This is a genomic window from Dyella thiooxydans (assembly GCF_001641285.1).
GTDB classification, from domain to species: Bacteria; Pseudomonadota; Gammaproteobacteria; order Xanthomonadales; family Rhodanobacteraceae; genus Dyella_A; species Dyella_A thiooxydans.
The window spans coordinates 1,270,658-1,295,995 of the sequence record NZ_CP014841.1 but is presented as its reverse complement, the minus strand read 5'-3'; the positions used below and the strand labels follow the sequence as shown (position 1 = coordinate 1,295,995).

Annotated in this window: 19 protein-coding genes, 1 tRNA gene and 1 pseudogene; 17 read left to right on the top strand and 4 right to left on the bottom strand. The window is 59.6% G+C overall.

The window, feature by feature from the left end:
- The first annotated feature begins 43 nt into the window (after nucleotides 1-43).
- The 6 genes from ATSB10_RS18895 (at nucleotide 44) to ATSB10_RS05870 (ending at nucleotide 7,852) form a co-directional block, all read left to right on the top strand.
- Nucleotides 44-1,018 (top strand): tyrosine-type recombinase/integrase, encoded by a 975-nt coding sequence (locus tag ATSB10_RS18895; RefSeq protein WP_083966101.1) that lies wholly within the window; start codon nucleotides 44-46, stop codon nucleotides 1,016-1,018.
- Between the two features lie 111 nt (nucleotides 1,019-1,129).
- Nucleotides 1,130-3,520 (top strand): EcoAI/FtnUII family type I restriction enzme subunit R, encoded by a 2,391-nt coding sequence (gene hsdR, locus ATSB10_RS05890; RefSeq protein WP_063671229.1) that lies wholly within the window; start codon nucleotides 1,130-1,132, stop codon nucleotides 3,518-3,520.
- Between the two features lie 15 nt (nucleotides 3,521-3,535).
- Entirely contained in the window at nucleotides 3,536-5,128 is a 1,593-nt protein-coding gene (locus ATSB10_RS05885) for a class I SAM-dependent DNA methyltransferase (protein WP_063671228.1), read from the top strand.
- Nucleotides 5,125-6,264, top strand: coding sequence for a restriction endonuclease subunit S (locus ATSB10_RS05880; protein WP_063671227.1), 1,140 nt, complete (start codon nucleotides 5,125-5,127; stop codon nucleotides 6,262-6,264). Before ATSB10_RS05885 ends, ATSB10_RS05880 begins: the two co-directional genes overlap by 4 nt.
- A 5-nt stretch (nucleotides 6,265-6,269) precedes the next feature.
- Nucleotides 6,270-7,013, top strand: a complete 744-nt coding sequence (locus ATSB10_RS05875) for a HipA family kinase (protein ID WP_063671226.1) — start codon at nucleotides 6,270-6,272, stop codon at nucleotides 7,011-7,013.
- Complete coding sequence (locus ATSB10_RS05870; protein ID WP_063671225.1) at nucleotides 7,010-7,852, top strand: DUF3037 domain-containing protein; 843 nt, start codon at nucleotides 7,010-7,012, stop codon at nucleotides 7,850-7,852. The genes ATSB10_RS05875 and ATSB10_RS05870 overlap by 4 nt, the downstream gene beginning before the upstream one ends.
- 112 nt (nucleotides 7,853-7,964) lie before the next feature.
- Here the strand turns inward: ATSB10_RS05870 and ATSB10_RS19290 are convergent, their stop codons facing one another.
- Complete coding sequence (locus ATSB10_RS19290) at nucleotides 7,965-8,120, bottom strand: hypothetical protein (RefSeq protein ID WP_157469112.1); 156 nt, start codon at nucleotides 8,118-8,120, stop codon at nucleotides 7,965-7,967.
- A gap of 2,228 nt (nucleotides 8,121-10,348) precedes the next feature.
- Between ATSB10_RS19290 and ATSB10_RS05865 the strand changes: the two genes are divergently transcribed.
- Complete coding sequence (locus ATSB10_RS05865; RefSeq protein ID WP_063671222.1) at nucleotides 10,349-11,047, top strand: hypothetical protein; 699 nt, start codon at nucleotides 10,349-10,351, stop codon at nucleotides 11,045-11,047.
- Nucleotides 11,048-11,111: 64 nt separating this feature from the next.
- Here ATSB10_RS05865 and ATSB10_RS19285 read toward each other — a convergent pair whose 3' ends face one another.
- Both ATSB10_RS19285 and ATSB10_RS19280 read right to left on the bottom strand, forming a co-directional pair.
- Entirely contained in the window at nucleotides 11,112-11,663 is a 552-nt protein-coding gene (locus ATSB10_RS19285; protein WP_157469110.1) for a hypothetical protein, read from the bottom strand.
- 55 nt (nucleotides 11,664-11,718) lie between these two features.
- Nucleotides 11,719-12,495 (bottom strand): hypothetical protein, encoded by a 777-nt coding sequence (locus tag ATSB10_RS19280; RefSeq protein ID WP_157469108.1) that lies wholly within the window; start codon nucleotides 12,493-12,495, stop codon nucleotides 11,719-11,721.
- Nucleotides 12,496-13,741: 1,246 nt separating this feature from the next.
- Between ATSB10_RS19280 and ATSB10_RS19275 the strand changes: the two genes are divergently transcribed.
- The 7 genes and pseudogenes from ATSB10_RS19275 to ATSB10_RS05845 all read left to right on the top strand — a co-directional run bounded on the left by ATSB10_RS19275 (nucleotide 13,742) and on the right by ATSB10_RS05845 (nucleotide 21,718).
- Nucleotides 13,742-13,900, top strand: a complete 159-nt coding sequence (locus ATSB10_RS19275; protein WP_157469106.1) for a hypothetical protein — start codon at nucleotides 13,742-13,744, stop codon at nucleotides 13,898-13,900.
- Nucleotides 13,901-14,678: 778 nt separating this feature from the next.
- Nucleotides 14,679-16,001: an HlyD family secretion protein gene (locus ATSB10_RS05860; protein WP_236886502.1), complete on the top strand. Its 1,323-nt coding sequence runs from the start codon at nucleotides 14,679-14,681 to the stop codon at nucleotides 15,999-16,001.
- Entirely contained in the window at nucleotides 15,994-18,141 is a 2,148-nt protein-coding gene (locus ATSB10_RS05855) for a peptidase domain-containing ABC transporter (protein ID WP_063671218.1), read from the top strand. Before ATSB10_RS05860 ends, ATSB10_RS05855 begins: the two co-directional genes overlap by 8 nt.
- Nucleotides 18,142-18,292: 151 nt before the next feature.
- Nucleotides 18,293-18,547, top strand: a complete 255-nt coding sequence (locus ATSB10_RS05850) for a hypothetical protein (RefSeq protein ID WP_063671216.1) — start codon at nucleotides 18,293-18,295, stop codon at nucleotides 18,545-18,547.
- A 35-nt stretch (nucleotides 18,548-18,582) separates the two neighbouring features.
- A complete protein-coding gene (locus ATSB10_RS19270; protein ID WP_157469104.1) occupies nucleotides 18,583-19,128 on the top strand; it encodes a hypothetical protein in 546 nt (181 codons plus the stop codon).
- Nucleotides 19,129-19,224: 96 nt separating this feature from the next.
- Nucleotides 19,225-20,109 (top strand): glycosyltransferase family 2 protein, encoded by an 885-nt coding sequence (locus ATSB10_RS19265; RefSeq protein ID WP_157469103.1) that lies wholly within the window; start codon nucleotides 19,225-19,227, stop codon nucleotides 20,107-20,109.
- Nucleotides 20,110-20,567: 458 nt separating this feature from the next.
- Nucleotides 20,568-21,718 (top strand): annotated as a pseudogene (locus ATSB10_RS05845) (IS256 family transposase).
- Nucleotides 21,719-21,919: 201 nt separating this feature from the next.
- Here ATSB10_RS05845 and ATSB10_RS05840 read toward each other — a convergent pair.
- Nucleotides 21,920-21,995: transfer RNA gene (locus ATSB10_RS05840), tRNA-Thr, on the bottom strand.
- 33 nt (nucleotides 21,996-22,028) lie between these two features.
- On the opposite strand from ATSB10_RS05840, the gene ATSB10_RS05835 reads away from it, so the two are divergent.
- The 3 genes from ATSB10_RS05835 to pilV all read left to right on the top strand — a co-directional run bounded on the left by ATSB10_RS05835 (nucleotide 22,029) and on the right by pilV (nucleotide 25,292).
- The gene (locus ATSB10_RS05835) at nucleotides 22,029-24,137 is read left to right on the top strand and encodes a tetratricopeptide repeat-containing diguanylate cyclase (RefSeq protein ID WP_157469101.1); all 2,109 of its coding nucleotides are present in this window, start codon (nucleotides 22,029-22,031) and stop codon (nucleotides 24,135-24,137) included.
- Between the two features lie 82 nt (nucleotides 24,138-24,219).
- Nucleotides 24,220-24,825, top strand: a complete 606-nt coding sequence (locus tag ATSB10_RS05830) for a GspH/FimT family pseudopilin (RefSeq protein WP_063674359.1) — start codon at nucleotides 24,220-24,222, stop codon at nucleotides 24,823-24,825.
- 44 nt (nucleotides 24,826-24,869) lie between these two features.
- Nucleotides 24,870-25,292: a type IV pilus modification protein PilV gene (gene pilV, locus ATSB10_RS05825; RefSeq protein ID WP_236886501.1), complete on the top strand. Its 423-nt coding sequence runs from the start codon at nucleotides 24,870-24,872 to the stop codon at nucleotides 25,290-25,292.
- Nucleotides 25,293-25,338 lie beyond the last annotated feature (46 nt).

Here is a 25,338-nt window from a genome sequence, read left to right as displayed (position 1 = left end):
AATAGTAAGCTGTCGGGGACAAATTGGGGACACCCGGCAGTCCATGGCAACCATCACGCAGCGCGAGTCAGGTCGGTGGCAGGCGAAAGTTCGGCGTGGTGACGCGCCGCCGATTTCGCGGACGTTCCGCACGCAGGCGGACGCCGAAGCTTGGGCGCGAAAGCAGGAGAGCGAAATCGAGCGCGGCGTGTGGCGCGATGCCAGCGCGGCGGAAAGCACTACCCTGGTCGAGTGCCTCGATCGCTATATCTCTGAATGGGTGCCGCGGAAGTCGGATCCCGCTCGGGAGAGGTCCCACGTCAATGCAGTACGGCTCCTTCCGCTAGCTCGGCATTCCATGGCCCGCATTCGGAGTTCCGATATAGCCGCGGCACGTGATGCGTGGGCGTCCGATGGCCATGCGCCAGCCACCATCGTCCGGCGGCTCGCCGTGCTGTCCAGGGTGTTCAACCTGGCGCGCCGCGAGTGGGGCATGGAATCGCTGGCCAACCCGGTTGAATCGGTGTCTAAGCCTCGCGTTGCCAACGCACGGAACCGCCGTGTTACCCAAGATGAAATCGAGGCGCTCTGCGCTGCCACGGGTTCGGTAGAGCTGGGCGTATTCATCCGGCTGGCCGTGGAGACAGCCATGCGCCGTGGCGAGCTTTGCAACTTGCGATGGGAGCACGTGGACCTGCGTGCCTGCACGGCCCATCTCCCCCATACAAAGAATGGTGCCGCTCGCACCGTGCCACTCTCCACGCGGGCAATCAGCGCGCTTCGCGGGCTACCACGACGCATCGATGGTCGAGTGTTTGGTCTAAAGCCCGACTCGGTATCCCAGGCTTTCGATCGTGCTTGCCAGCGGGCTGGTTTGAGCGGGCTTCACTTCCATGACCTGCGGCATGAGGCGACTTCCCGCCTGGCTGATCTCCTCCAAGCGCATGAGCTGGCGAAGGTTACGGGACACAAGGACATGCGCATGGTGCTTAGGTATTACCATCCCCATGCATCCGATCTCGCCAAGAAGCTCGGGTGAGGCTGTTCGTTGCCCCGCAAGGCGGGGCATGACACAGTTCAGAGCCACAGGGGGCAGTGGGTATCCGCACGGTCGGATTTGTTGCTGTCGCCCGCCTGACGAGCGACGAGCATGGACGAGAAGCTGATCCTGACCGAAGACGACACGTGCCGCGCCTACGTGTTGCCGGCGTTGCAGCGTGCTGGTTGGGAGAACGCACCGCATGGGATCGGCGGTCAGCACCCAATAACTGACGGTCGCATTGTGCTAGTTGGCGGCAAACCTCGGCGCGGTAAGCGGAGGCGGGCCGACTACGTGTTGTATCTACGCCGAGACTTTCCCATAGCCGTAGTGGAGGCGAAGGAGGTGGGACTGCCTGCCGAAAACGGCGTACAGCAAGCACGTGAATATGCCGAAATGCTGGGCTTGCGCTTCGCCTATGCAACCAATGGCCGACGCATCATCGAAATCGATTACACGACTGGCGCCGAGCTAGAGATCTCCAAATATCCTAGCCCGGAGGAACTATGGCAGCGTCTCAACGGCGAGGCGAAGCTACCTGAGCCTGTCGCGCACTGCTGGCTGGAACCGTACAACCTCATTTCCGGCAAGGTTCCTCGCTACTATCAGGACATCGCTATCCGCCGTGTTGTGGAGGCGATCCTTCGGGGCCAGAAGCGCGTGCTGGTCACACTGGCGACTGGCACGGGCAAGACATGCGTGGCGTTTCAGGTGTGCTGGAAGCTCTGGTACAGCCGCTGGAATCGAGCGGGGGAACACCGGCGCCCGAAAATTCTGTTTCTCGCCGATCGCAACATCCTTGTTGACGATCCCAAGGACAAGATGTTTGCGCCTTTTGCAGACGCGCGACACAAAATCACCAGCGCGGACCCCAGTCTGGCGCGCGATATGTATTTCGGTATCTACCAATCGCTCACCAACGGCGGTAGCGATGATCTGTTCCGTCAATACCGGCCCGACTTCTTCGACCTCATCGTTATCGACGAATGTCATCGCGGCTCGGCCCGCGACGATAGCAGTTGGCGCAAGGTGCTGGACTATTTTGCTCCGGCCGTGCACTTCGGCATGACGGCCACGCCGTTGCGCGACGAATCCCGCGATAGCTACGAATACTTCGGCAATCCGGTCTACACCTACAGCCTGAAGCAGGGCATCGATGACGGCTTCCTGGCGCCCTACCGAGTGCATCGTGTCATCACCACCGCCGATGCCGCGGGCTGGCGCCCGAACAAAGACGAGCTGGATCGCTACGGCCGCCCCATCCCGGACGACGAATACCAGACCAAGGACTTCGAGCGCGCAGTGGCGTTGCGTGCCCGCACCCAGGCGATGGCGAAGCACCTGACCGATTTCCTTAAGTCCACGGATCGCTTCGCAAAGACCTTGGTTTTTTGCGTGGACCAGGAACACGCCGCCGAAATGCGCGAGGCGCTGGTCAACCTCAATAGTGACCTTGTGCGTCAGTACCCAAATTATGTCTGCCGTGTCACCAGCGACGAGGGCGCCATCGGGCTGGGGCATCTGAGCGACTTCCAGGACGTCGATGAGCCGACTCCTACCATCCTCACCACCTCGCAACTGCTTACCACCGGGGTGGATGCCGAAACGGTGAAAAACGTGGTGCTCGCCCGCGTGGTCGGCTCGCGTGCCGAGTTCAAGCAGATCATCGGCCGCGGCACGCGCCTGCGGGTGGACTACGGCAAAGAATTCTTCAATATTATCGACTTCACCGGCACCGCCACCCGGCACTTTGCCGATCCGGAATTCGATGGTGAGCCGGCGCGTATCGAACAGGTCACCATCGACGCGCAAGGCGAGGTGCAGATCGAACAGGCTATTGCCGAACAGGAAGAGGCCCCCGAGCACGACATTACCGTCGGACCGGGGACGCTGGACGCCGAGATCACCGGCGACCCGCGAAATGAGCCACGCAAGTTCTACGTCGACGGCGGCGAGGTAGAAGTTATCGGCCACCTGGTCTACGACCTCGATGCCGATGGCAAGAAGCTGCAGGTGGTGCGCTACACCGATTACTCCGCACGCACCGTGCGCTCGATGTACCCCACCCACGGCGATCTACACGCTGCATGGGCCCGGCCGGACACTCGTGCCGACGTACTGAAGGAGTTGGCTGAAAGGCAGATCAACTTCGAAGAGCTGGCCTCGGCGAGCGGACTATCCGACGCGGACCCCTTCGATCTCTTATGTCACCTGGCGTGGGATGCGCCATTGCTCACCCGTCGCCAACGCGCCGAGCAGGCGCGCCATGAGGTGCCGGCCTTGTTCGGTCAGTACGGCGACACTGCACGCGAAATCCTCGACTTGCTACTTGAGCGCTATGTCGAGCGCGGCATCATTCAATTCAACCATCTGTCGGATCTGCTGAAGCTTCATCCCTTCGACCGTTTCGGCAGCCCATCGGAAATCGCCAGCCAGCACTTTGGTGGCGTGCCCGCCATGCGCGAAGCCGTGACCCGTCTGCAGACGGCGCTGTACCCCTAATTCGAATCGAGCCCCATGCCCCGCACCAAGAAAGTCGCCAAACCCGCGCTCACCACCGCTCAGCAACTGTCGGCCCTCATCAAATCCGCACGCCAGATCCTGCGCAAGGACAAGGGTCTTAACGGCGATGCCGATCGTTTGCCCTTACTCACCTGGGTGATGTTCCTCAAGTTTCTTGACGACCTCGAGCGGCGCCATGAGGATGAGGCCGGGCTGGACGGGAAGCCCTATGCCCCGCTGATCGACAGCCCGTACCGGTGGCGCGACTGGGCATCTCAGGCTGACGGTATCAACGGCGACGAGCTTCTGGCCTTCCTCAACCAGGACGAAGCCATTCGACCAAATGGCACCCGTGGGCCAGGTCTGTTTGCATACCTGCGTGCGCAGGGCGAGCGCGAAGACAGGACCGGCCAGCGTTCCGTAATCGCAAATGTCTTCCGCGGCGTGCAGAACCGTATGGTGTCAGGCTACCTGCTGCGTGACATCCTCAACAAGGTCGATGCCATCCACTTCACCAGTAGCGAGGAGGTGCATACCCTCTCTCACCTGTACGAGTCCATGCTGCGCGAGATGCGTGATGCCTCAGGTGACTCCGGCGAGTTCTACACGCCGCGGCCGGTAGTGCGCTTCATGGTCGAGGTCACGGCGCCCCAGCTGGGTGAGATCGTGCTCGATCCCGCCTGCGGAACCGGCGGGTTCTTGGTAGAGGCATATGAGTACCTGAAGCGACAGGTGAACACCACCGAGCAGCGGCAACACCTGCAGAACGGTGCCTTGTTCGGGCAGGAGGCTAAGCCGCTGCCGTACATGCTGGCCGAAATGAACCTATTGCTCCACGGGTTGGAGACGCCACAGATCACGTACGGGAACACCTTGACCCAGCGTCTCACCGAGATCGGTCATGCTGAGCGCGTGGATGTGATCCTCACCAACCCGCCGTTCGGCGGCGAGGAGGAGGCCGGCATCAAGGCCAACTTCCCGCCCAACCTGCAGACCAGCGAAACCGCGCTGCTGTTTCTGCAGTACATCATGCGCAAGCTGCGTGTGGCCGGTGCCCCGCGTCTTGGTGATGGGCGCAAGAAAGGCGGGCGTGGCGCAAGCCAAGGCGGCCGGGCCGCCGTGGTGGTGCCGAACGGCACCCTGTTTGGCGATGAGGTGGCCGCACTCATCAAGCAGCAGCTCCTGACCGAATTCAACCTGCACACCGTCGTGCGTCTGCCGCAGGGCGTGTTCGCACCATATACCGACATCCCCGCCAACCTGCTGTTCTTCGAACGCAATGGCAAGACAGAGGACATCTGGTTCTACGAGCTGCCGCTGCCAGACGGCCGCAAGAAGTACACCAAGACGGTGCCGCTTCAGTATGAGGAGTTCGCCGACTGCCTGGCATGGTGGCATGAGCGCAAGGAAGGGCCGCAAGCATGGAAGACGACCGCCTCTGAGGTCGCTGCGAACGGTTGGAATCTCGACCTCAAGAACCCGAACGCGAAGCAGGGGCTGGAGTATGCCGAACCAGCCGCATTGGTCGCGCGCATGCGTGCGCACGAGGTTGAAGTTCAAAAGTTGCTGGGCGAGATAGAAAAACTGGTGCAAGGGGTGGCGGCGTGACCGCGGCCCGGCTTGTCGCGCTTGGAGATGTGCTGGTTCGCTCCGACGAGCCGGCAGTGCTTGCTGCGGATGCGGAGTATCACGAGGTCACGATCAAGCTTTGGGGCAAGGGCGTCGTCAGTCGCGGTAAGGTTCAAGGCAGTGACGTGGTGGCGAATCGGCGATTAGTGCGTGCAGGACAGTTCATCTTGTCGAAAATCGACGCTCGCAATGGCGCGGTTGGCATCGTTCCACATGAACTGGATGGCGCGATCGTCAGCAGCGACTTTCCGTCGTTTGCTGTCCGCGATGCAAAGATTTTAGATCCCTCCTTCTTGGGCTGGATGGCCCGCTCGCCGGGTTTTGTCGGGTTGTGCAAGGCGGCCAGCGAAGGGACCACCAATCGGGTTCGTATCAAGGAATCGAAGTTTCTCAAGCAGGAAGTTTCCCTGCCATCGCTCGCCGAACAACATGCCATCGTCGCTCGCCTCAATGCGCTGACCGACAAGACCAGGCAGCTGACCGCTTACCTCGACATCATTGACGCCGACAGCGATAGTCTTCTAGCTCAGCGCTTTGCCAAGATCATAGTCGGTGCGCCTCGCAAACCAATGGCCTCAGTGGCGCCGATCGTACGGCGAGAGGTAGTCATCCAACCAGAAGCCAGCTACACCGAACTCGGAGTGCGAAGCTTTTACAAAGGAACATTCCATCGTCGCACCATCCTTGGCGTAGAGTTCACGTGGCAGAAAATGTACCGCGTTGAATTGGGTGATTTGATCTTCAGCAACATTATGGCGTGGGAGCAGGCCATCGCACTTGCTACTCCGGACGACCATGGTTGTGTTGGCAACCACCGCATGTTGACTTGCGTAGCCGATCCAGAAGTTGTGTTGCCTGAATTCCTTGCGTACTACTTCACCACTGACGATGGCTTTGCCAAAGTTTATGCAGCGTCACCCGGAACAGCCGCCCGCAACCGTACGCTAGTTGCCGGTAATCTTGAAGCCATCGAGGTTCCTGTTCCACCCCTTCCGGTCCAACGTGCCTTCGTCAAATTGCATACTGCTGTGAAGGAGCTCAAGGGGCGCAATGCGACCATCCGCAAATCTAGCGCGGCCGTGGTACCCGCCACCCTTGAACGCGTGTTCGCCTGACACCTATGCCTATCGAGCCCCTGCTGATCGTCGAGATACTGGAACGTAGCGAGCAGGGTGTGACACGACCGTTTCTCTGCCGGTGCAGTGACGACCAGCTCTACTACGTAAAGGGTCAAGGGGCCGGTCGGCGAAGCCTGCTTTGCGAATGGTTTGCTGGCCATCTCGCCCAAGCATTGGACTTACCGTTGCCGCCGTTCGCCATCGTGGAGGCGCCACGGGAGCTGGTCGAGTTACATCCGGAAGGGCACGACCTGGGTGCGGTGCCGGCCTTCGGCTCGCGCGTGGTTGCGCATACCCAAGAGCTGTCCGTTTCCCATCTGGACGACGTGCCGGTGTCCTTGCGGCGGGATGTACTCATGTTCGACTGGTGGACGCACAATCCGGACCGAACGCTGACTACACAAAGCGGCAACCCAAACCTGTTATGGGACACGGACAACGGGCAGCTGGTGGTGATCGACCACAACGAGGCTTTTGATGTAGCGTTTGAGCCTCAAGCGTTCAGCGAAACGCATGTCTTCGCTGGCCTGATTCCCTCTATTTTTCAAGATCTTGTCGAGCGGGTGAGCTACGTTGATCGGCTGCGGTCGGCGCTGGCGGTATGGCCTGCGGCCTGCCAAAATGTGCCCGACGAGTGGTGGTTCGCGGACGTGGAACGCACAGTTTCCGCAAGCTTCGATCTCGACGCCACATGGGCGCTTTTGAACCGCTGCACGCAAGAGGAGTTCTGGAGGCTCGCGCCATGATCAGGTACGCCTGCCAATACGCCATTGTCCGTTTTTTGCCCTATGCAGAAACGGGCGAGTTCGCCAATGTAGGCGTGGTGTTGGCGTGTCCGGCCACCAGCTATCTGGACGCCCGCCTGATGTCGCCCCGCAGGACGGGTCGTATCACGGGTTTCTTCGAGCAGCTCGACCGACGTATCTATCGGGAGGCCATGGCCTACCTCAAAGAGGAGCTGACGCGCGTTGGCAAGCTGGTGGCCGATCGAGGTCCCGGCCAGCCAACCTTCGTACAGCAGGCCTTTGCCGGGCTGGTTCGTCCCCGCGAGGCCCTGTTGAGGTTCAGCGAGACTCGCGTGATTCTCGCTGAGCAGCCCGCGGACACGCTACACAAACTTTTTGCTACCGTGGTCGAACGCGACTTTGCGGACAAGAGCTATCACGACCAATGGTTGGAGCGTGGTGTGCGTGAGACGTTGCGGAAGGCCCAACTTCGGCAGTTTTTCCAGCCAGCGGATATTGGCAACCAAGATCTACACATCCGTGTTCCGTTCGTGCATGAGCATGAGGGACGCCCGCAGCTGGCCATCAAGCCTCTCGACTTGGCTAAGGAAGATCCGAATCAGGTGTACGACATCGGTGCACGCTGGGTGGGTAGGGTGCAGTTGCTGCAACGGCACCAGTTACTCCCCGGGAGCATGTTGTTTGCAGTCAGCATGCCCGAGGCAAAGTATGAGCGTGCTCATGCTGCGGTGGAGGAGATCCTTGGCGACCTGCGCCGCACGGCGTCCGTCGAGGCCGTGCCGATCACCGACGCTACGGCGATCATTACCTTTGCCAACAGCGCGGCAAGCAAGCACTAACGACGCTGCCCGGTACGGCTTGAGAAATCATCTCCCGTGCATGCTTGATAAAAGTTTCGTCCCCCAGGCAAATGCCTGGGGGACGTGTTTTTGGATCAGATCATGCTGGCTATCAGTCTTTGATTTGCTGGCCAGTGAGCGGATTGAACATGTCCGCGTAAAATCGCGTAAGTATGCGAATGATCAGCTCTTCATTCGTTTTTGAGTAATTCAAGGCGAATGCTAGATCCCTGGCCATAACGTCAGGTACGTTGATCGTAATTTCCATCAGTAATACTCCTGTGTAGGCGCAGCTTTGCTGCTATTAGTCGGTTCCCGCTACGCCCTCGTTGTGAGCGCGGCGAGCAGTCTGTTACTTGATCCGAGGTTCCACCCTCAGTGCGCATGCCTGCCTGCCGGTGCCAACCGGCAAGCAGGGCACGCTTCACCACATGAGCCTTCCGGCCCAGAACGAGTTCGTCACTCACTCCCGCTTTTGGCGACTTCGGGGCCAACCGAAGCTGTCAGGTCGTGCCTGACTCGCGTGTCCTTTCGGGATCACGCTTTGTTGCCTGATCGCGGTTCGCTCTCGCAGCTTTCGAGTTTTTCGCACGCGCTACGTGCGTACCGACGCCTGCCACGGCGCCGATCTCGACTGCCACTTGCCCAGTTCTCCGGAACGGTCAATCTTGTCTCGCCTAGGACCTCGTCAACCTGTCGCTACCCTCGCTGGCGCGTCTCCAGCTTTCATCGGCCCGATGCTCCACAGCGGCTCGATTACGTCGACATGTCTTTGGTCCATCGCAGTTCACTAACCTAGTCGGCTAGACAAGCTCCACACAGCGCCATGACTAGGCGCCGTTACACGCTTACGCTCCCGCCCCTCCATGCTGCTTCCCGGCGCGACTCGGTTCACCGCGTGGTAGGCCGACATCTCCGCTCGCTTTTGCGCGTGATATCGATGCCGATCTCTCGACCGGCCTGACGGCCTGCGTGTGTGGCAGACGTTGTGCGGTTTCCCGCACCCCGCCGATGGGACTCACACCCATTTTCCTTTCCGGCAGGATCGCTCCAGTTACCTGGTGATCCGTGCCCTGGTCGCCCAGCACCTGTTGCCGGATGGGATAGAAACGACGGTTTGTTCGTACGCGGCGCGTACGGTTTTGGCCGTCGAAGCCTCCCTCGCACCCGTTGAGCCCGATTAAGGGCGGCGGGCGCTAATGAGCGACTTCCCTGAGCTGGCGACCCAGGGCTGGAAGTTGGCAACTCCCATGGATCAACGATCCGGAGCGTTCTGTGATGTGGTGGAGGCTGGCGACCTCCCCATACTTCCGCCGGAAGGGAAGAAGCATGGGTGAGGCCGCCAGGTCCACCGGTGCCACGCCAAGTAAATCTGTGCTCTCGGACTTCACGAGGCAGGCGCGGCGGGGATTGATCCGGTTCGCGATGGTCAGGGTGGCCTATGTTTCCAGGGAGGCCGGTTCAGGCTAGTTGTCGTTGCACGGGCTTGTAAAAAGTCCCCGTGTCGGATGCCCCGGCAACTCTCGGTGTAGGGCAATACGGACCGTTCGGCGAGGTGGCAGAGACAGGTGCCTTCTTCCGCCCTCACCGTGAGGGAAAGGAAAGGGGAGGACACCTGTTCTGCCGGTGCCACGGCTTCAAGTTGCGGGCTCTGGCGATCGTCCAGCCAGCCGGAGCAGGAAATACATCCGCTCACAATCATCAGGCCCTTGGAATTTCTGGCCTCTTCGGTAGTAGTTGTCGTTGCATGGGCTTGTAAAAAAGGCGACCGGTCGGAGATCGATCCATACGCAGACTTCTGGCGAGTCGGAACGAGAGCGAGGTGGCGGGGACGGGCGACCTTTCTTGCTTCCACATCTACAGCAAGCACGGAGGTCGGCCACCTGTGCCGCCGCCGGCGCTGCGGTCTTGGTGTATTAGCCGTGGCGACAGGGGAATCAGTGCGGCCGAGGACAATCTCGGTTGCGACGATCGACAGACCGCGTGTCGTAGGTCACTTCACATCAGTTGTCGTTGCGTGGACTCGTAAAAGCCCCGTTGGGCGGAGGAGGCGTGAATACGGTTCCCAAGGCATCAGGGATCACGACGTGACACGTCGCACGTGTCACGTGCAACGTCCCCAGTTTTGGCGACGTCTACGGATGCAACTTCTGCGTCGGTATTGCCGCGATTTTCATATCTTGATCAATGGGATGGGCCGCACGTGCCACGTGTCACGTGACACGTGACACGTGATACGTGATACGTGTCACCTCGTCACCCAGGGGGCGTTTTCGAGCCGTCAATTTGCTCCTGGAAAGGACCTCTGCATGCCTGAGCATGGCGATTGCACGCCTTCCACGGAGTCAGCGCTCGCTCGCTTCCGTGGAATGTGCATGTGTTCCTTGCTGCGCAAGGAACATCATTTGCACGATGAAGTTTTAACGCAATCGTGTAGATAAATCAGCTATTTAAATGGTAAAATCAAGCTGTCGAAGCTGCACACGATGGCGTGAAATGAACCAGCTTTGTGAGACCCAGACGGATGCTCAGCGCCTGATTTCCAAGCACGTCAGTGCCTACCCCTTGTGGGTGTCCGGCGAGATTCACGTGACGCGCTGGGAGAGGCTGGTCGAGAAATTCAGCCATCTCTACGAGACGGATATCACCCCGTCTGCCAGGCAATGGAGAAAGCGCCGGGGGCAGTGCAGCGCCCACCTGGTTGCGGCTCCGTTGCCCGGGGAAAAGTTGCGCTGGGTGTTGCTCGTCACCGAGCACGGGGCAGGGCCCGTCAAAGACTCTGAGAAGCTTCGCGATGCGAGATCAGATCGCCTGGTGTGGGGCGACTACGTCCTTATCCGGACCACGAAGTCGAGTGCATTCGGTGGCGGCATCCATTGGAGCTGGTTCCTGACGTCGAATGCCGAGCGCAGGGAGACCAGCTTCCTGACGACGCTCGCCCAGTCTGCCGGGATTGCCAGGCAGCCCCAGCGTCTGACTGCTTTCACCGACACGTTGATGCAGAGGCCGCTTCATGCCGGCGTGCGACGCCAGGTGGCCAAGATGATGCGGCGCGCCCAGAAGGTCTGGCTGCGGCATTCCGGTGGTCTTCCGTGGCCGGGCCCTGATCCGGCAAATTTGCCGCACGTTGGAAGCTTCCGAAGCGTTGGGGGCCGGCGTCAAGAGCAAATCAAGGGTGAAAGTCGCTCCGTCTGATCAGTCCGCACCAAGTTCCCGCAGGCAAGTTCAACCTCTTGCCGCGGGAACTTGGTCGAATGTTTCAGGAGGCTTCTGGCGGTCGGACGCCTAGCATCTGGCTGATCTCCCTCAGGTGGTGCTCCGCAACTGACGCGCGTCTTGCCACTTCTTCATCGCTTGGACCAAGCATTTCTGCCGGACGATGGGGCTGATTGGCTCGAATCGACGGATCCGGGTACTCGATTGCGTGTGTCATGGCCACCTGCCAGATCTTGAGAAACTCGTTGGCCCCCTTCCCATGCTCATCGCGATTACGTACCCGGGCGCTTCCTCCGGGAAGCTCATGAAGCGCTTGCCAAATGATTGGCGACAACTTCCACCATTTTCCGGTGGCACTGGCGCGGTCAATCTGCAAAAGCGCCTCACGTGCTTCTTCCGTGCGTACTAGTTGCTCTGGCTTGCACGCGGCGATCAGCGCTCCAATGTTCGGCGGATACGGTCGATCTGAGAGCTTGCCGATCGCTCGGGCAAGAGCCTTCCATGTGATAGCAAATGGTTGTTCGATGATCGCTCGGCCCCACGACCGAGCGAAGCTGTCATCCGATGCCCAAGGCGCCTGGGCTGGCCATCGCATTTGAATTTCCGCCAATGCACGGGCTGCCAACTGAGTTGCTTCTGTGAGCGCGGTTTCAGGATCCCGCGGTGCCGAAGTGTTCCTCTGAGGGGTCGAGGTAGTAGGCGAGGAGGCTTCCTGCAGGGCTTTCTGAATTGCGTGGCTGACATGATTCATTGGGGGCTCCGGCAGAGAGTGTCAGGATCTTTTCCACTTCGCTTGGAAGCGGGTTGGTTCGCGGACTGTTGGACGGACTCTTGCGCCTAGGCGGCTGCCAGCTCGTCACGGCCGTGGTTACCGCTTCGTCGCCATGTTTGGCACGCAGGAAGGTGACTCGTTGCTCATCGCGCTCATTCCAGCAACAGATGCCCAGAATGAGCGCGGGCCTTTTCTTTGCATCGCGACGCGTGAGCGCGTTGCAGGAAAGAGAAGTGCTCTTAGAAGTAGAGCTCTTGCTCTTATCGCCCGGCGAACCGACACCCGGGGAACCGAAGTACGGGTTTCCGGGCATCGGTGCAGTGGTGGGATAGTCATCAGACAGGGGCAGCAGTTGTGAGGTGTCATAGATCGTCCGATGCGTCGTCCAGCGACCGCGTCGATCCATTTGACGAATGATCTGGATATATCCGGCACCTTCGAGGTTGCTCAGACACTTTCTGATGGCTTCACGCCCCTCTCTGGATTCACTTTGCACGGCGAGGTCTCTCGCCGTGAGCGCGTTGCCGTCCATGCTGCAGAGCAAAGCGATCAGTACCCCGAGATCGCGGTAGCTCAGACGTGGGTCCTGGATGGTCCCAAGCGGAAGACCTACGCCGTGATGCATGCTGCTCGTTTTGATAGAGCTGCTGCTCACAAAGCACCTCCGGATCGCAAGGCCAGAGCCCGGTGCTCGTGCGAAGAGCAGGGAAGCGTCGATGCTTGCGCTGCGCGGCGAGTCAGAGAGGCATGCGCCCCGGGGGCTCCGAACCACTCTGCGGCGTCGAGTTCCGAGTGGGGCCGGTTGTCACTGGCCGAATAGCCATTCGAAGTCATCGAAGAGCGTTTTTGATTCCGGCCGCCTTGCCAGGGTGTGACTGATCGACACAGACGCGTTTCAGAGTTAGAGGTGACGTCCATCAGTCGCACCTCACGGCCGCCGACTTGCGGGGTCGGCCACGGCGCTTAGGTTCGGCTTCTGCATGGAAATCTAGCGAAGGTGGGTACGCTGCCCCCTCCCTCTTTGCAGCCATAGCTGCGATCCAGGCATCGATCTCTTCTTCGATGTAGCGGAGCTGGCGCCCAACCTTGATGGGCACAGGGAAGCCCAACGGTGGTCGGCGCCGGCGATACGCCCAGTGCTCCACTGTCTTTAAGGCAAATCCGGTTTTGGAGGCTGCTTCCAATAGCGTCTTCAGCTGCACGGGTTACTCCTCGTGGCAGCTAGACGTCGGGTCGCAGCACTTCCCCATGCAGGGTCAGAGAGTGGTGAAGTGCTTGTAGAGATAGGGCGGCATATCTCAACGCTCCTATCATACTCTTTCTTTTTCCAACTATCTACATCTCTAGCGAGCCGCCCGACCCGCCGCCTAGCTTTAATAGCCAGACCTGCGAGTGAGTTGCTCCGAGAGCTACTTGTAAGAAAGGACGAGGCTGGGCGCGAGAACGGAGGACAAATCAAAAGCAGTGCGCAGCGCGCCGGTCCGTCCGAGATGGACGGATCCCTCGAAATGCAGGTGGGCTGGCAAGCCTGTCCGAACCGTTGCATCATGAGGCGCAGCGGGGTTCTCCGCTGCACGACATTCCGTTGGACTTTTGGCTTGCCGGACTGGTGTCCGGCGAGACCTCTCTTGTCTAGATCAAGGAGTCCAACTTATGAGCAAACTCAAGCTTTCTGCTGACGAGCATCGGATGCTAAGTGATTGCGCGCGGAGTCTCGGGATCGAGCCCCGTGCAGCCCTCCGGCGGGCAGTGACTGACTTTCATCGAGCGTCGATTGAGGGCATGCGCACTCGGGATGCCGCTGCTTCCGGGCGGAAAATCGAGTTGCAGTCTGGCGTATCCATGACAGTGGATTGCATCGTTGCCAGACTGGGTTTGTGTGAGCGACGCGAGCGCACCCTATGAATGATCTGATCAAGGCCGCCTGGCGCGGCGCTCGCCAAGGAGTTGCGGAGGGGCTGCGAGATGCTCGTAGTCTTCCGAAGGACTACTTTGCACCAATTATTTTCGGCGCTAAGTGGCTGAAAAAAATGTCGAAAAGGGCATTCGGGCGTGCCTAGATTGCATGCGGTAGCGCAAGCACCCCGGTCAAGTGATCTGGGTGCTTGCGAGTCATGAGGAGTGGGGCGGGGGTCAAATGCTCGATCGGGTTCTACCCCGTCACCACGGACACTTCAAAGAAGCCTCATGATGAGGCAGGAGGAGTGTCATAGCACAGCGAAAAAAGTTCAGCGAGGAATTCAAGCGTGAGGCGGTCGGCCTGGCCCGACTGCAGGCAGCGAACCTTCGGCGCGCGGCGGGTTCGAATACGGCCACCCTGGTCGGTCAATTTTCGGCTATGCGGCCAAATCCCGACATGCGCCAACTTACCGCGGGGAAAAATCAGAGTTTCCCTAGGCGGTCGTTTGGCGGGCTCGCCCTAACCGTTCATCGCAGCGGACGCGCTAAGCGCGCGTTGCAGATCATCGGGTGCGATGCTTGTGTCCAGCCAACGCCGATGGGCTTGGGCGCGTTCGTTGTGTCGTTTCCCATCGCCAGATAGAGCGGGTGCGGCGTGATGAGGGGATCGCGTGCGCGCCAAATGCGTGTGCACGCTGGACCATTGATAGTCCTGCGACGCCTCGACCATGGCGGCTCGTACCGGGTTGAGCTCGATATAGCGCATCACGGTCAGCAGGTAACGCTCACTCTGCACCAGGCAGGACTTGAGGCGCCCTTGCCACAACGCGCCGCAGCGCCTGTCCCGGCGAATGAATGCTTGCACGCAGGACGGGCTCGAAATTTCTTGCTCGTTGACAGATATCTCAAAAGCTCTATAGCTTTTAAAAAAGGTGATTCATGACGAATCGCCAGCAGGTTCATGAAGGACTAGGTAGTAGCTGGATGTCAGGGACGTCGTTGTTCAGACAGGAGGTTGTAGAAGCGCGTCAAGGCGAGTGGCTTGGCTCCATCATTGTCGCCGCGCCCTTGTCGCGTTGGCTGCTGAGCACCCTCGCGCTGCTGCTAGCCGTTACCCTGCTTTTGTTTCTGATTCTCGGTCACTATACCCGCCGAGAAACTGTCACCGGCGAGTTGGTTCCTAGTGCAGGGCTGCTCAATCTTGCCGCACCCAATGCCGGAACCATTACCCGTGTGCATGTGCACGATGGTCAGGCCGTCAAGGCCGGGGACGTGCTGCTGGAACTGGCCAGCGATCAGGACAGTGCTGCTCTCGGCGATACGCACGTATTGATCGGACAACAACTGGACGCTCAGCGCGCGGGTTTGCAGGCGGATCTGCGTAACCAGCAGCAGCTGTCGCAGCAGCAAGCCGATGGACTGCGCAGCAAGACGATGCTCCTTCGTGCCCAATTGGTTCAGATCACCGCCCAGCTTGCGATCGAGCAGCAACAGGTCACCAGTAACCAGCAGTTGCTCGCACGCCTCTTGCCGCTAGGCGCCAAGGGTTACGTCTCGGCTGTCCAGATTCAACAACAGCGAGGGGCGACGTTGGATGCCCTGTCGCAATACAAGGCTCTCCTGCGCCAGCAACTAGATACTCGCCAACAACTTTATGCCGCGCAGCAGCAGCTGAAGCAGTTGCCGTTGAATGCCATGGCGAAGCGTAACGATACCGAGCGCCAGCTCGCAAGCGTGGCGCAGTCCATCGCACAGAACGAGCAGCAGCGCGCCGTGGTGCTGCGCGCGCCGCACGATGGCTTGGTCTCCGCAGTGTTGCTGAAGTCGGGCCAGATGGTCAGCGCTGGCGAGCCCCTGCTGTCTATCCTGCCGGCGGACTCAACCTTGCAGGCGCAATTGTTGGTACCTAGCCGCGCGATCGGCTTCATCGAACCAGGCAGTCGGGTAGTGCTGCGTTATCAGGCCTTTCCGTATCAGAAGTTTGGGCAGCAGTACGGTAAGGTGAGCGACATCTCGCGTAGCGCGTTAACACCGGGCGAAGTGCAGACGCTGGTCGGCCAGCAGACGCAGGAGCCGCTGTACCGGGTGCTGGTAACGCTGGACCACCAGGACGTACTGGCCTACGGCAAGGCCGAGCCGGTCAAGCCCGGCATGGCCTTGAACGCCGACATCCTGATGGATCGGCGCAGCCTGCTCGAATGGGTGTTCGAGCCGCTGTACGGTATGGCACACCACCTGGCTGGAGGTGCCACGCATGGCTGATGGCACCCAGCATGAAACCGCGCCGACTGCTGCGGGCTATCGGGCGATCTTGCAGTTCAGCTGGACGCGCCGGTTACCGATGATGTTGCAGACCGAAGCGACCGAGTGCGGTCTGGCCTGCTTGGCGATGGTGGCGAGCTACCACGGTCACGACGTGGATCTGGCCTCCTTGCGGCGGCGCTTCTCCACCTCGCTCAAGGGTGTCACCTTGGCCCGAGTGATGACTATGGCCGGTCAGCTGGGCTTGACCTCTCGGCCGCTCAAGCTGGGCATGAAAGACCTCCCCTTGCTTAAGACGCCCTGCCTGCTGCACTGGGACCTCAACCACTTCGTGGTCCTCAAGCGGGTCGGTCGTGAGATTGTGATCCACGATCCAGCTCGCGGTATTCAAACCTTGAGTCGAAGCGAGGTGTCCAAGCACTTCACTGGAGTGGCGCTGGAACTGACGCCGGGCGCAGATTTCAGCCCCGTGCGAGAAAGGCAGGCGGTCTCGCTGCGTGCGCTCACCGGCACCGTACGCGGCCTGTTGCCCGCGCTGGCGCAAATTCTGCTGCTGGCGCTGGCACTAGAAGTGTTTGCACTGGCAGCACCATTTTATATGCAATGGGTGTTGGATCAGGTCCTGGTCTCGGCCGATCACGACCTGCTGACCCTGCTCGGTCTGGGCTTCATCGGCATCACGGTCTTCTCGGCACTGGTCACTGCGGCGCGCACGTGGGCAGTGACCTGGCTGGGCGCCACGCTCAATGTGCAATGGGCGAGCAATCTATTCAGCCACCTGATGCGCCTGCCACTGGATTGGTTCGAGAAACGTCACATCGGTGACGTGGTCTCGCGCTTCGGTTCGATCCAGACCATCCAGAAAACGCTCACGATGCAGTTCATCGGCTCGTTACTAGACGGTCTCATGTCGCTAGTGACCTTGGTGGTCATGAGCTTTTACAGCCTCTGGCTCACCGCACTAGTGGTGGCACTGTTCCTAGCATACGGACTGATCCGCTTGGCCTTCTTCAACCCGTTGCGCCGGGCTAACGAGGAGCAGATCGTACATGGCGCCCGACAGCAGAGCGAATTGCTGGAATCTATTCGCGGTGCTATGCCGATCAAGTTGGCAAACAAACAGGACGAGCGGCTGGGTCGCTACGCCAATGCCACGGTTGCGGCAATCAATCGCACCATCGAGATCCAGCGGCTCGGCATCGCGTTCACCCTGAGCAACCACCTGATGTTCGGTATCGGCCGTGTGGCGATGATCTGGATTGCCGCCACGTTGGCGCTGAAGAACGAGTTCTCCGCCGGCATGCTGATCGCCTTCATCGCCTATGCCGACCAGTTCACCAGCCGCGCCGCTGGGCTTATCGATAAGCTTGTTGACTTCCGCATGCTGAAGCTACACGCGGAGCGGATTGCAGACATCGCGTTGACGGTGCCGGAGACGCGCGCCGAGACGCCTTGGAGCGGACCGATCCCCGAGGCTAGCATCGAGCTGTGCAATGTCAGCTTTCGCTATGCAGAAAACGAACCGTGGATACTGCGTAACTGCAACCTCAAAGTTGAGGCCGGTGAATCATTAGCCATCACTGGTCCCAGCGGCTGCGGTAAAAGCACGCTGGCCAAAATCGTACTGGGTCTGCTGGAGCCCACGGAGGGCCAAGTAAGATTCGGCGGCATCGACATCCGCAAGCTGGGGGTGGACGTCTACCGGCAGTGGGTAGGGGCGGTAATGCAAGACGATCAATTGTTCGCCGGATCGATCCTCGACAACATCAGCTTCTTCGAGCCGGAGGTAACGTCAGTGAAAGTGGAAGCGGCCGCACGGTTGGCGGCAATTCACGACGACATCATGGCGATGCCCATGGCCTATCAGAGTCTGGTTGGCGACATGGGGTCGAGCCTCTCGGGTGGCCAGAAGCAGCGCTTAATACTGGCGCGAGCGTCATATCGGCGCCCAAAATTGCTAGTTTTGGATGAGGCAACCAGTCACCTGGATGTCCAGCGAGAGTCTCTTGTCAACGAAGCTATTCGTCGATTGAGAATAACAAGGATAGTAATTGCGCACCGGCCGGAAACCATTCGCATGGCGAAAAAGGTCGCATCTCTGCGGAATGGGATGGTAGAGCTGGTCGATTCCACCCAGTAGTGCGATTTACTAAGCAAAAGCCACGGCAGTTCCGCGACTGCAGTGGATTAAGGATTGGTTGTTCCGTGCGGTGAATTCAACTGACGGCATGGCCGATACGGCGTCAAGGCTTTGGCGCGAATTTTATGCGTTGTAATCTAAGGAGAGATAGATGTCATTTTTTGAAGCGATGCGTGAACTCGAGCAGTGCGAAATCGAAGAGGTCAGTGGTTGCGGGTACTTGACCGCTTCCGGTACTGAGGCGGCGTTGTCTGCGATACTTGGTGGCGCGGCATATGTGACCGCAGAAGCAGGGCTCGCGAGCGCCACTGTTCCCGTCATCGGAACGGCTCTCGGTGGCTTCCTGGAGGCGGGGGCCGCCGTGATGGGCGTTGGCGCTGGGGTGGCGTATCTGCTCGGCGACTAAGATGTAATGTAAAAAATAAATACTCACCCTTCGGGGTGGGTATTTATTCAATTGCAAATAACGATGGTTTTTCGATTATTTGGTGGTTTGAGGGTGATATGATAGTTGTCAAGAACGAATACGGTTCTGGTTGCACCATATTTTTTCCCGGTGCAATTGCGAATGGAAGAACCTTCAAGGCGAAGGAGTTAATCCATCTTAAAAAACGTGCAATTCCATGCATTCTATTCAACCTGGGGGTCGCTGGAGCTCTAGTTATTGGAAGAGAGGGTGGCAATTTAACTTCCGTCTTGTCAATGCTGATATTGGCATATGTCTTATTTAGGGTAATGCTTTCCAAGCATATAGAGGTAAATATGAGGAAGCAGGAGACCACCTTGCAGCTAGCTCCTGCGTCAATATGGGTGGATCATTTTACATATTTCTTCATGCTGTTTATTTGGATATGCGTTGCAAATAAGAGTGTCCCTCTATTTAGTTTTGATGGTCTTCTAATAACTTTGGCTGGGTTATTTGTTATTTTTATTGCCATCGCCCCTGTTTGGAGCTTATTTATATATTGGAAAAATCGAAGTAATTGAGCGTGGCGTAAATGGTTTGATGCTTTTTTAAAGTTTTCATTCACATATAACCGGGATGTGAGAGTGGTGGTCGCAACAAAATTTTACGAAACGCCGATGGGGAAGCTGTTGACGCTTTATGAAAATCAGAAGCGGGTCGATCCTATCACTCCTAAGCATCACGGCTTGAACGGTCAGCTTATCGTCTCGATGACGTCTTATGCGCCACGGTTTAAGTGGCTTCATTTGACCATAAAGAGCCTCCTCGAACAAACTATTATTCCCGATGCCCTTGTGCTGTGGATTGCTGAGGAAGAATTAAATTTGTTGCCAGACTCCGTGCGTGCTCTGAGCAAGAAAATTGTCATTGAGCCCACAAAAAACCTCTATTCGTACAAGAAAATTATCCCGGCTCTTCGTGCATATCATCAAGCACATATTGTGATTTGCGATGATGATATCTACTACCCGAGGGGGTGGCTTGAGGGTTTGGTTTGCGGTTTTGGCAATTTTAAGAGGGCCGTTTTTGCACATTCTGTGCATCGATTTCATTATTCTCCAAGTGGACAAATAGCTCCCTACTACGATTGGAGCTTTGATGTTCAGGACAATAAGGCGCGACAGCGCAGCTTTGACACGCTCGCTGTTGGTGTGGGCGGGGTTCTTTATCCGCACGGCAGTCTGCATCCTGATGTTACGGACGAATCACTTTTCACTTCATTATGCCCCGGAGGTGATGATCTCTGGCTGTATGTTATGGCTCGCTTAAATGGATTTCTTCCCGTTAAAGTTGGAAATAGGTTGCATCCAATTTTCTGGCCTGGCACCCAGTCGGTTGGCTTGTTTAAAGAGAATATGTATAAAAATGACGATATCGCCATAGCGAAGCTAATGGCTCATTATGGGAAAGAAATTTTCAACCCAGCCGTTGATGTCGAGGATGGGAAACAGGGGGCAGGTTCTGAGGTTTCCCTCCGTTTTCATGCGGGCACACCGAGCTGATTGAGCAGCGGTGACTTGGGCTTGTGGAGCTGCTCCAAGAAGTGATGTATTTGGATTTGAGCCATCGTCGCGGCAGCGCTTCTTGGCCAAGACGCATCACCAAGTACAGCCGGCGCTTGGATTGAAACAGAATCAACAACCGGTCTGTGCCGTTCACTTCACGTGCCATACCGACTAGTCAGGTGGCGAACGCCGACAGCGCGCTGAGCAAGAGCAGCACCTCGATGCGGGCACCCTTGCGCGCGAGGCTTTCTTCGAAGGCTTGCCCGTAGCGATGCGACTTGAGATCGCGAAACGACAGAATCGATATCTAGGGAGGGCGTGTCCTAGATTTTGTGTAACCGGGCCCCAGGCAGGCCACTGCCGCCAGACCCGCAGAGACCATGAGTCCACGCAAACACGAGGTGCCCGACGAGCTGCTTAGCAGCCTGTTGGCGAACTACTAGAAGGCTGAAGACCTGATCGGCAAGAACGGCCTGCTCAAGCAGCTGACCGAGCTGCTGGTTGAGAAGGCTCTGGATGCGGAGATGACCGAGCTCCTCGGTCACGAGAAGCACGAGCCGGTGGCCAACCCGGGCGGCAGCACCCGCAACGGCCTTAGCCGCAAGACGCTTAAGGGCGAGTTCGGCGAGCTGGCGATCGAGATCCCACGCGACCGGCACGGCAGCTTCGAGCTGAAGCTGATTCCCAAGCACCAGACACGCTGGAGCGGCTTCGACGACAAGATCCTGTCGCTCTACGCCCGCGGCATGACGGTGCGCGAGATCTAGGCGCACCTGGAAGAGATGTATGGCATGGCGTGTCGCCGAGCCTGATCTTCTCGGTCACCGATGCGGTGATCGACGAGGTGAAGGCATGGCAAGGCCGGCCGCTCGATCCGGTGTATCTGATCGTCTACCTGGATTGCATCCACGTGAAGGTGCGCGAGGGCGCGGTGCTGGTAAAGGCGGTCTATCTGGCCATTGGCATCACCATTGTCGGCGAGAAGGAGGTGCTGGGCTTGTTGCTGGCGCAGACCGAGGGCGCCAAGGTCTGGCTGCAGGTGGTGACCTAGCTGCGCAACCGGGGGTGCAGGACATCTTCATCGCCTGCGTCGACGGCCTAAAGGGTTTCCCCGAGGCAATCGAGACCGTATTTCCGCACACCACGGTGCAGTTGTGCCTCGTGCACATGGTGCGGCACAGCCTGAACTACGTGTCGTTGAATCTACGGCCGGAGGTGGCCGCCGACCTCAAGCGCATCTACACCTGCGCCACCGCCGAGGAGGCCGAGCAGCGGCTGGCCGAGTTCGAGGCGCGCTGGGACAAGGAATACCTGCCGATCGGCCAGTCTTGGCGACGCAACTGGCCGCGCCTGATCCTGTTCTTCGACTACCCGCCAGAGATCCGCAAGGTGATCTACACGACCAACGCCATCGAGTCGGTGAACATGAGCCTGCGCAAGCTGACCAATCACCGCGGGGCCTTTCCGAGCGACGAGGCACTGGTGGAGCTGTCCTACCTAGCCCTGCGCAACGTCAGCAAGAAATGGACGCTGCCGATCCGTGATCGGAAGGCTGCGCTCAACCGCTTTACGATCCAGCTTCGAGGAGCGACTCCCTCAGCTGTAACCCGAACCCCGGTTACACAAAATTCTGCACACGCTCGCCTAAGGGTTGATCGACGTGTTGCGAACGTTCGAGTGACCCCTTGGGACACAACCGGGACAGAAAGAACGGTACGCAGGCGGTACGCTCCGGGACAAAACGGGGACAAAGCCAAAAAAAAGGCCCAACTTTGTAGAGTGGGGCCTTTCGCTAAGTGCTTGAATTTGGTGCCGGAAATAGGAATCGAACCTACGACCTACGCATTACGAATGCGCCGCTCTACCAACTGAGCTATTCCGGCGGAGAGCCGCAAAGTTTACGGGGAGGGCGAAGGGTGCGCAAGCGGCCCGGCGTCTGGGGCAAACGTGTTCAAGTTGTCCGGTCCGGGGCCGTTATGGTGCACACGAACATCGCTTTCCAGTGCCAACGGAGTGGCCGCAGCCGAGCATCCGTCTTGCTTTCAGCCTCCTCCATCCGGCAAAGGTTCAGGGACATCCTCGTGATGTCGCTGCTGCTCTGCGCTTCCGCGATGGCGCAGGAGATCGATCCAGGCGGGAAAGGCGGATCCTTCGATCGCTACGCCGATCAGCTCGAGCGCGGCGAAGTGGTGATCACCACGCATGCCGACGCCCTGCGTGACCTGGAAAAGCTCAAGAGCGAGATCCCGCCTGGCGACGCACGGCGCGAGCTGCGCTACCGCTACATGTACTGCATCATGGGTATCGCCGACGACCCGTCGGCCGGCAAGGCCTACGCCGAGCAGGGCCTGGAGGATGCCCGCCGTGTCGGATACGCGGACGCCGAGGTCAATTTTCATTTTTGCCGGGGGGCCAATCAGGAGTCCCTGACCACGCCGCGGGATGCGCTGGCGGACTACAACGCCGGCATCGAGATTGCCCGCGCCGAGGAAAACAATCGACTGGTCGCCGATGGCCTGACCTGGCGCGGCTCGGTGCAGTCCCTGCTCGGTGAGCATGCACTGGCGCTGGTGGATTTCCTGGATGCGCAGAAGTTCTATGACAGTGCCGGCGAGCCGCTGGAGAGCGAGCAGAACCTGTTCAATATCGCGGTCGCCTACCGGCGGCTGGGTGAGCGCAAGGAGGCGAGGGACTACCTGGAACGCCTGATGAAATTCGGCATCCAGCGCAAGGACCTTCCCCAGCAGATGGCGGCCCACATGGAGCTGGGCTTCCTCGGCGTGGAGTCCGGCCCCGAAGCGCTGCCTTCGGCGCGCAGGCATTTCGACGAAGCCCTGCAGATCGCGGAAATGGTGGGCAATACTGCGGCGCAAGCGTCGGCGCATCTGGGGTTGGCCCAGGTCGACAACCTCGGCGGGGACTACACCGGGGCGCTGGCGGAGTTGGGCAAGGCGGAAGCCGGCCTGAAGGTCACCGGCGACCGCTCCAATGGCGACATGATCGCGCTGCAGGAGGGCGAGGCGCATGCCGGCCTGGGTGAGCACGAGCAGGCCATCGCCGATTTCGACCGGTCGGAAGCGTTCCTGCGCAAGAGCGGGAACCTGCGCTACTACGCCGACCTTTTGCAGCAGCGCTCACGCAGCTACGAGGCTCTGGGGAAAACCACCCTGGCGCTGGCCGACCTCAAGCAAATGATCAAGGTCCACCAGGCGCTCGATCGCAAGGCGAGGTCGTATACGACGACGCTGATGAGTTACCAGTTCGATACCGCGCGCCGCGAGCAGGAAAACCGGAGGCTGGCGGCCGACCGCCAGCTCAAGGAGGCGCAACTGGCTTCGCTGGAGAAGGTCCGACGCTGGCAGTGGGCGGCTCTCGTGATGGGCGGTCTGCTGATCGCGCTGCTGCTCTGGCAGGCGCGGCGACAGGTACGTGCCGCGCGCAGCCTGCACCGGATGGCGATGACCGACCCGCTGACCGGCATCGCCAATCGTCGCCGCATCGAGGCCTTGGGTCAGCCGATGCTCGACGAGGCGATCAAGCGCGACGAGCCGATGGCCGTGGTGGTACTGGATGTGGACCACTTCAAGCAGATCAACGATGCCTGCGGCCACCAGGCGGGGGATGTCGTGCTTCAGCGGATCGTCGATACCTGCAGAGGGATGCTGCGCCATGGTGACCAGATCGGTCGCGTGGGTGGGGAGGAGTTCGTCGTGTTGCTGCCCAATACCGACGTCCATGCGGCCAGGGAGGTGGCCGAGCGTTTGCGCGAATGCGTCCGCATGCTCGATCTCGGCGACGTCGTGTCGGCAGCTTCGGGTACATCGATCAGCCTGGGGGTGACCACCCGCCGGGAAGGCGACCGGGAACTTGCGGAACTGATCGTGCGAGCGGACGAGGCTCTCTACCGGGCGAAATCATCCGGGCGGAACCGGGTCGAGGTCGCCGGGCAGGGGGAGGTCCCGATGACCATCGTCGGGGGCGATGCAGTTCACATTTCGACCAGGATGCACCCCGCTCGTCGGTAATTTGCCGCCGTTTGTCGGGCGGCGCCACCCTCCTGGAGGAGGTCCCGCCTATCGTATGGTCCAGCGGCAATCAGGGGTAATCATGCGCTCGTCCATTGTTCCCTTTCGAAGGGGCGCAGTCGCGCCTCCCCCCCTGCTGGTGAGGCGGGGGCTGCACTTTCGCGCTTCCCGTGGCTTCACCCTGGTCGAGCTGATGGTCACGGTATTCGTGGCGGCGATCCTGGTGACCATCGCGGTGCCCAGCTTTCGATCGATCATCGCCTCCACCCGGCTGCGTTCGGCTGCCGACGATGTTTACAGCGCGGTCAACTCCGCCCGAATCGAAGCCATCAAGCGCAACACGACCACTCAGCTCTGCGGCAGTCCGCAATCCTCGAATGGCACCGGGACGCTGGCGACTAACTGCAGCACGCAGTCGGCTGGAGCCATCGTTTCGTCCACCGGAGTGGGTGTCATCCGGTCGGGCCTGCCCGGGATCAATGCGCCCCTGCAGCTCAAGGGCGGTCTCACGGCATTGCAGTTCGACAGCAACGGGATTGCCCACGCGATTGGCAGCACGGCGAATTACACGGGCACGGTTGCCGACATCTGCACCTCCACGACGTCGACCAATAATCATCGCCTCGTACAGATCACCGCCGGGTCGATCGTCACCGTTGCTGATCCTTCCAGCGGAGCTTGCCCGTGATGCCACGCCGCCACCGTCCGATGGGGCCCCGTCTGCAAGTCGGGGTGGGCCTGATCGAAGTGCTCATCGCTCTGCTGGTGCTCTCGATCGGCCTGCTCGGTGTTGCTGCGCTCCTCGCAACCTCTCTGTCCACCAACAACAGCGCCATGTCGCGCAGCATGGCGGTGGTATCCAGCTATTCCATCCTGGATGCCATGCGTGCCGACAGCACCAACGCCAAGGCGGGCCAGTACAACACCACGGTCAAGGCCGATGCCTGCCCTACCGGGCAGGGGACGCTGGCCGCCACGCAACTGGCGACCTGGTGCAGCCAGCTCGGTACGTATTTCGGGCAGACCGCCAACACCCAGGGCATCGTCAACTGCACGTCGCTGGGGATCTGCCAGGTGCAGGTCGTGTTCGACGACAGCCGCGCGGGAACGGGCGGAGCCAATAACCAGACCGTGACCACGCAGGCCCAGCTATGAAGACGTACCGGTCACTCCGGCAGGTCGCCGGCTTCACCCTGGTCGA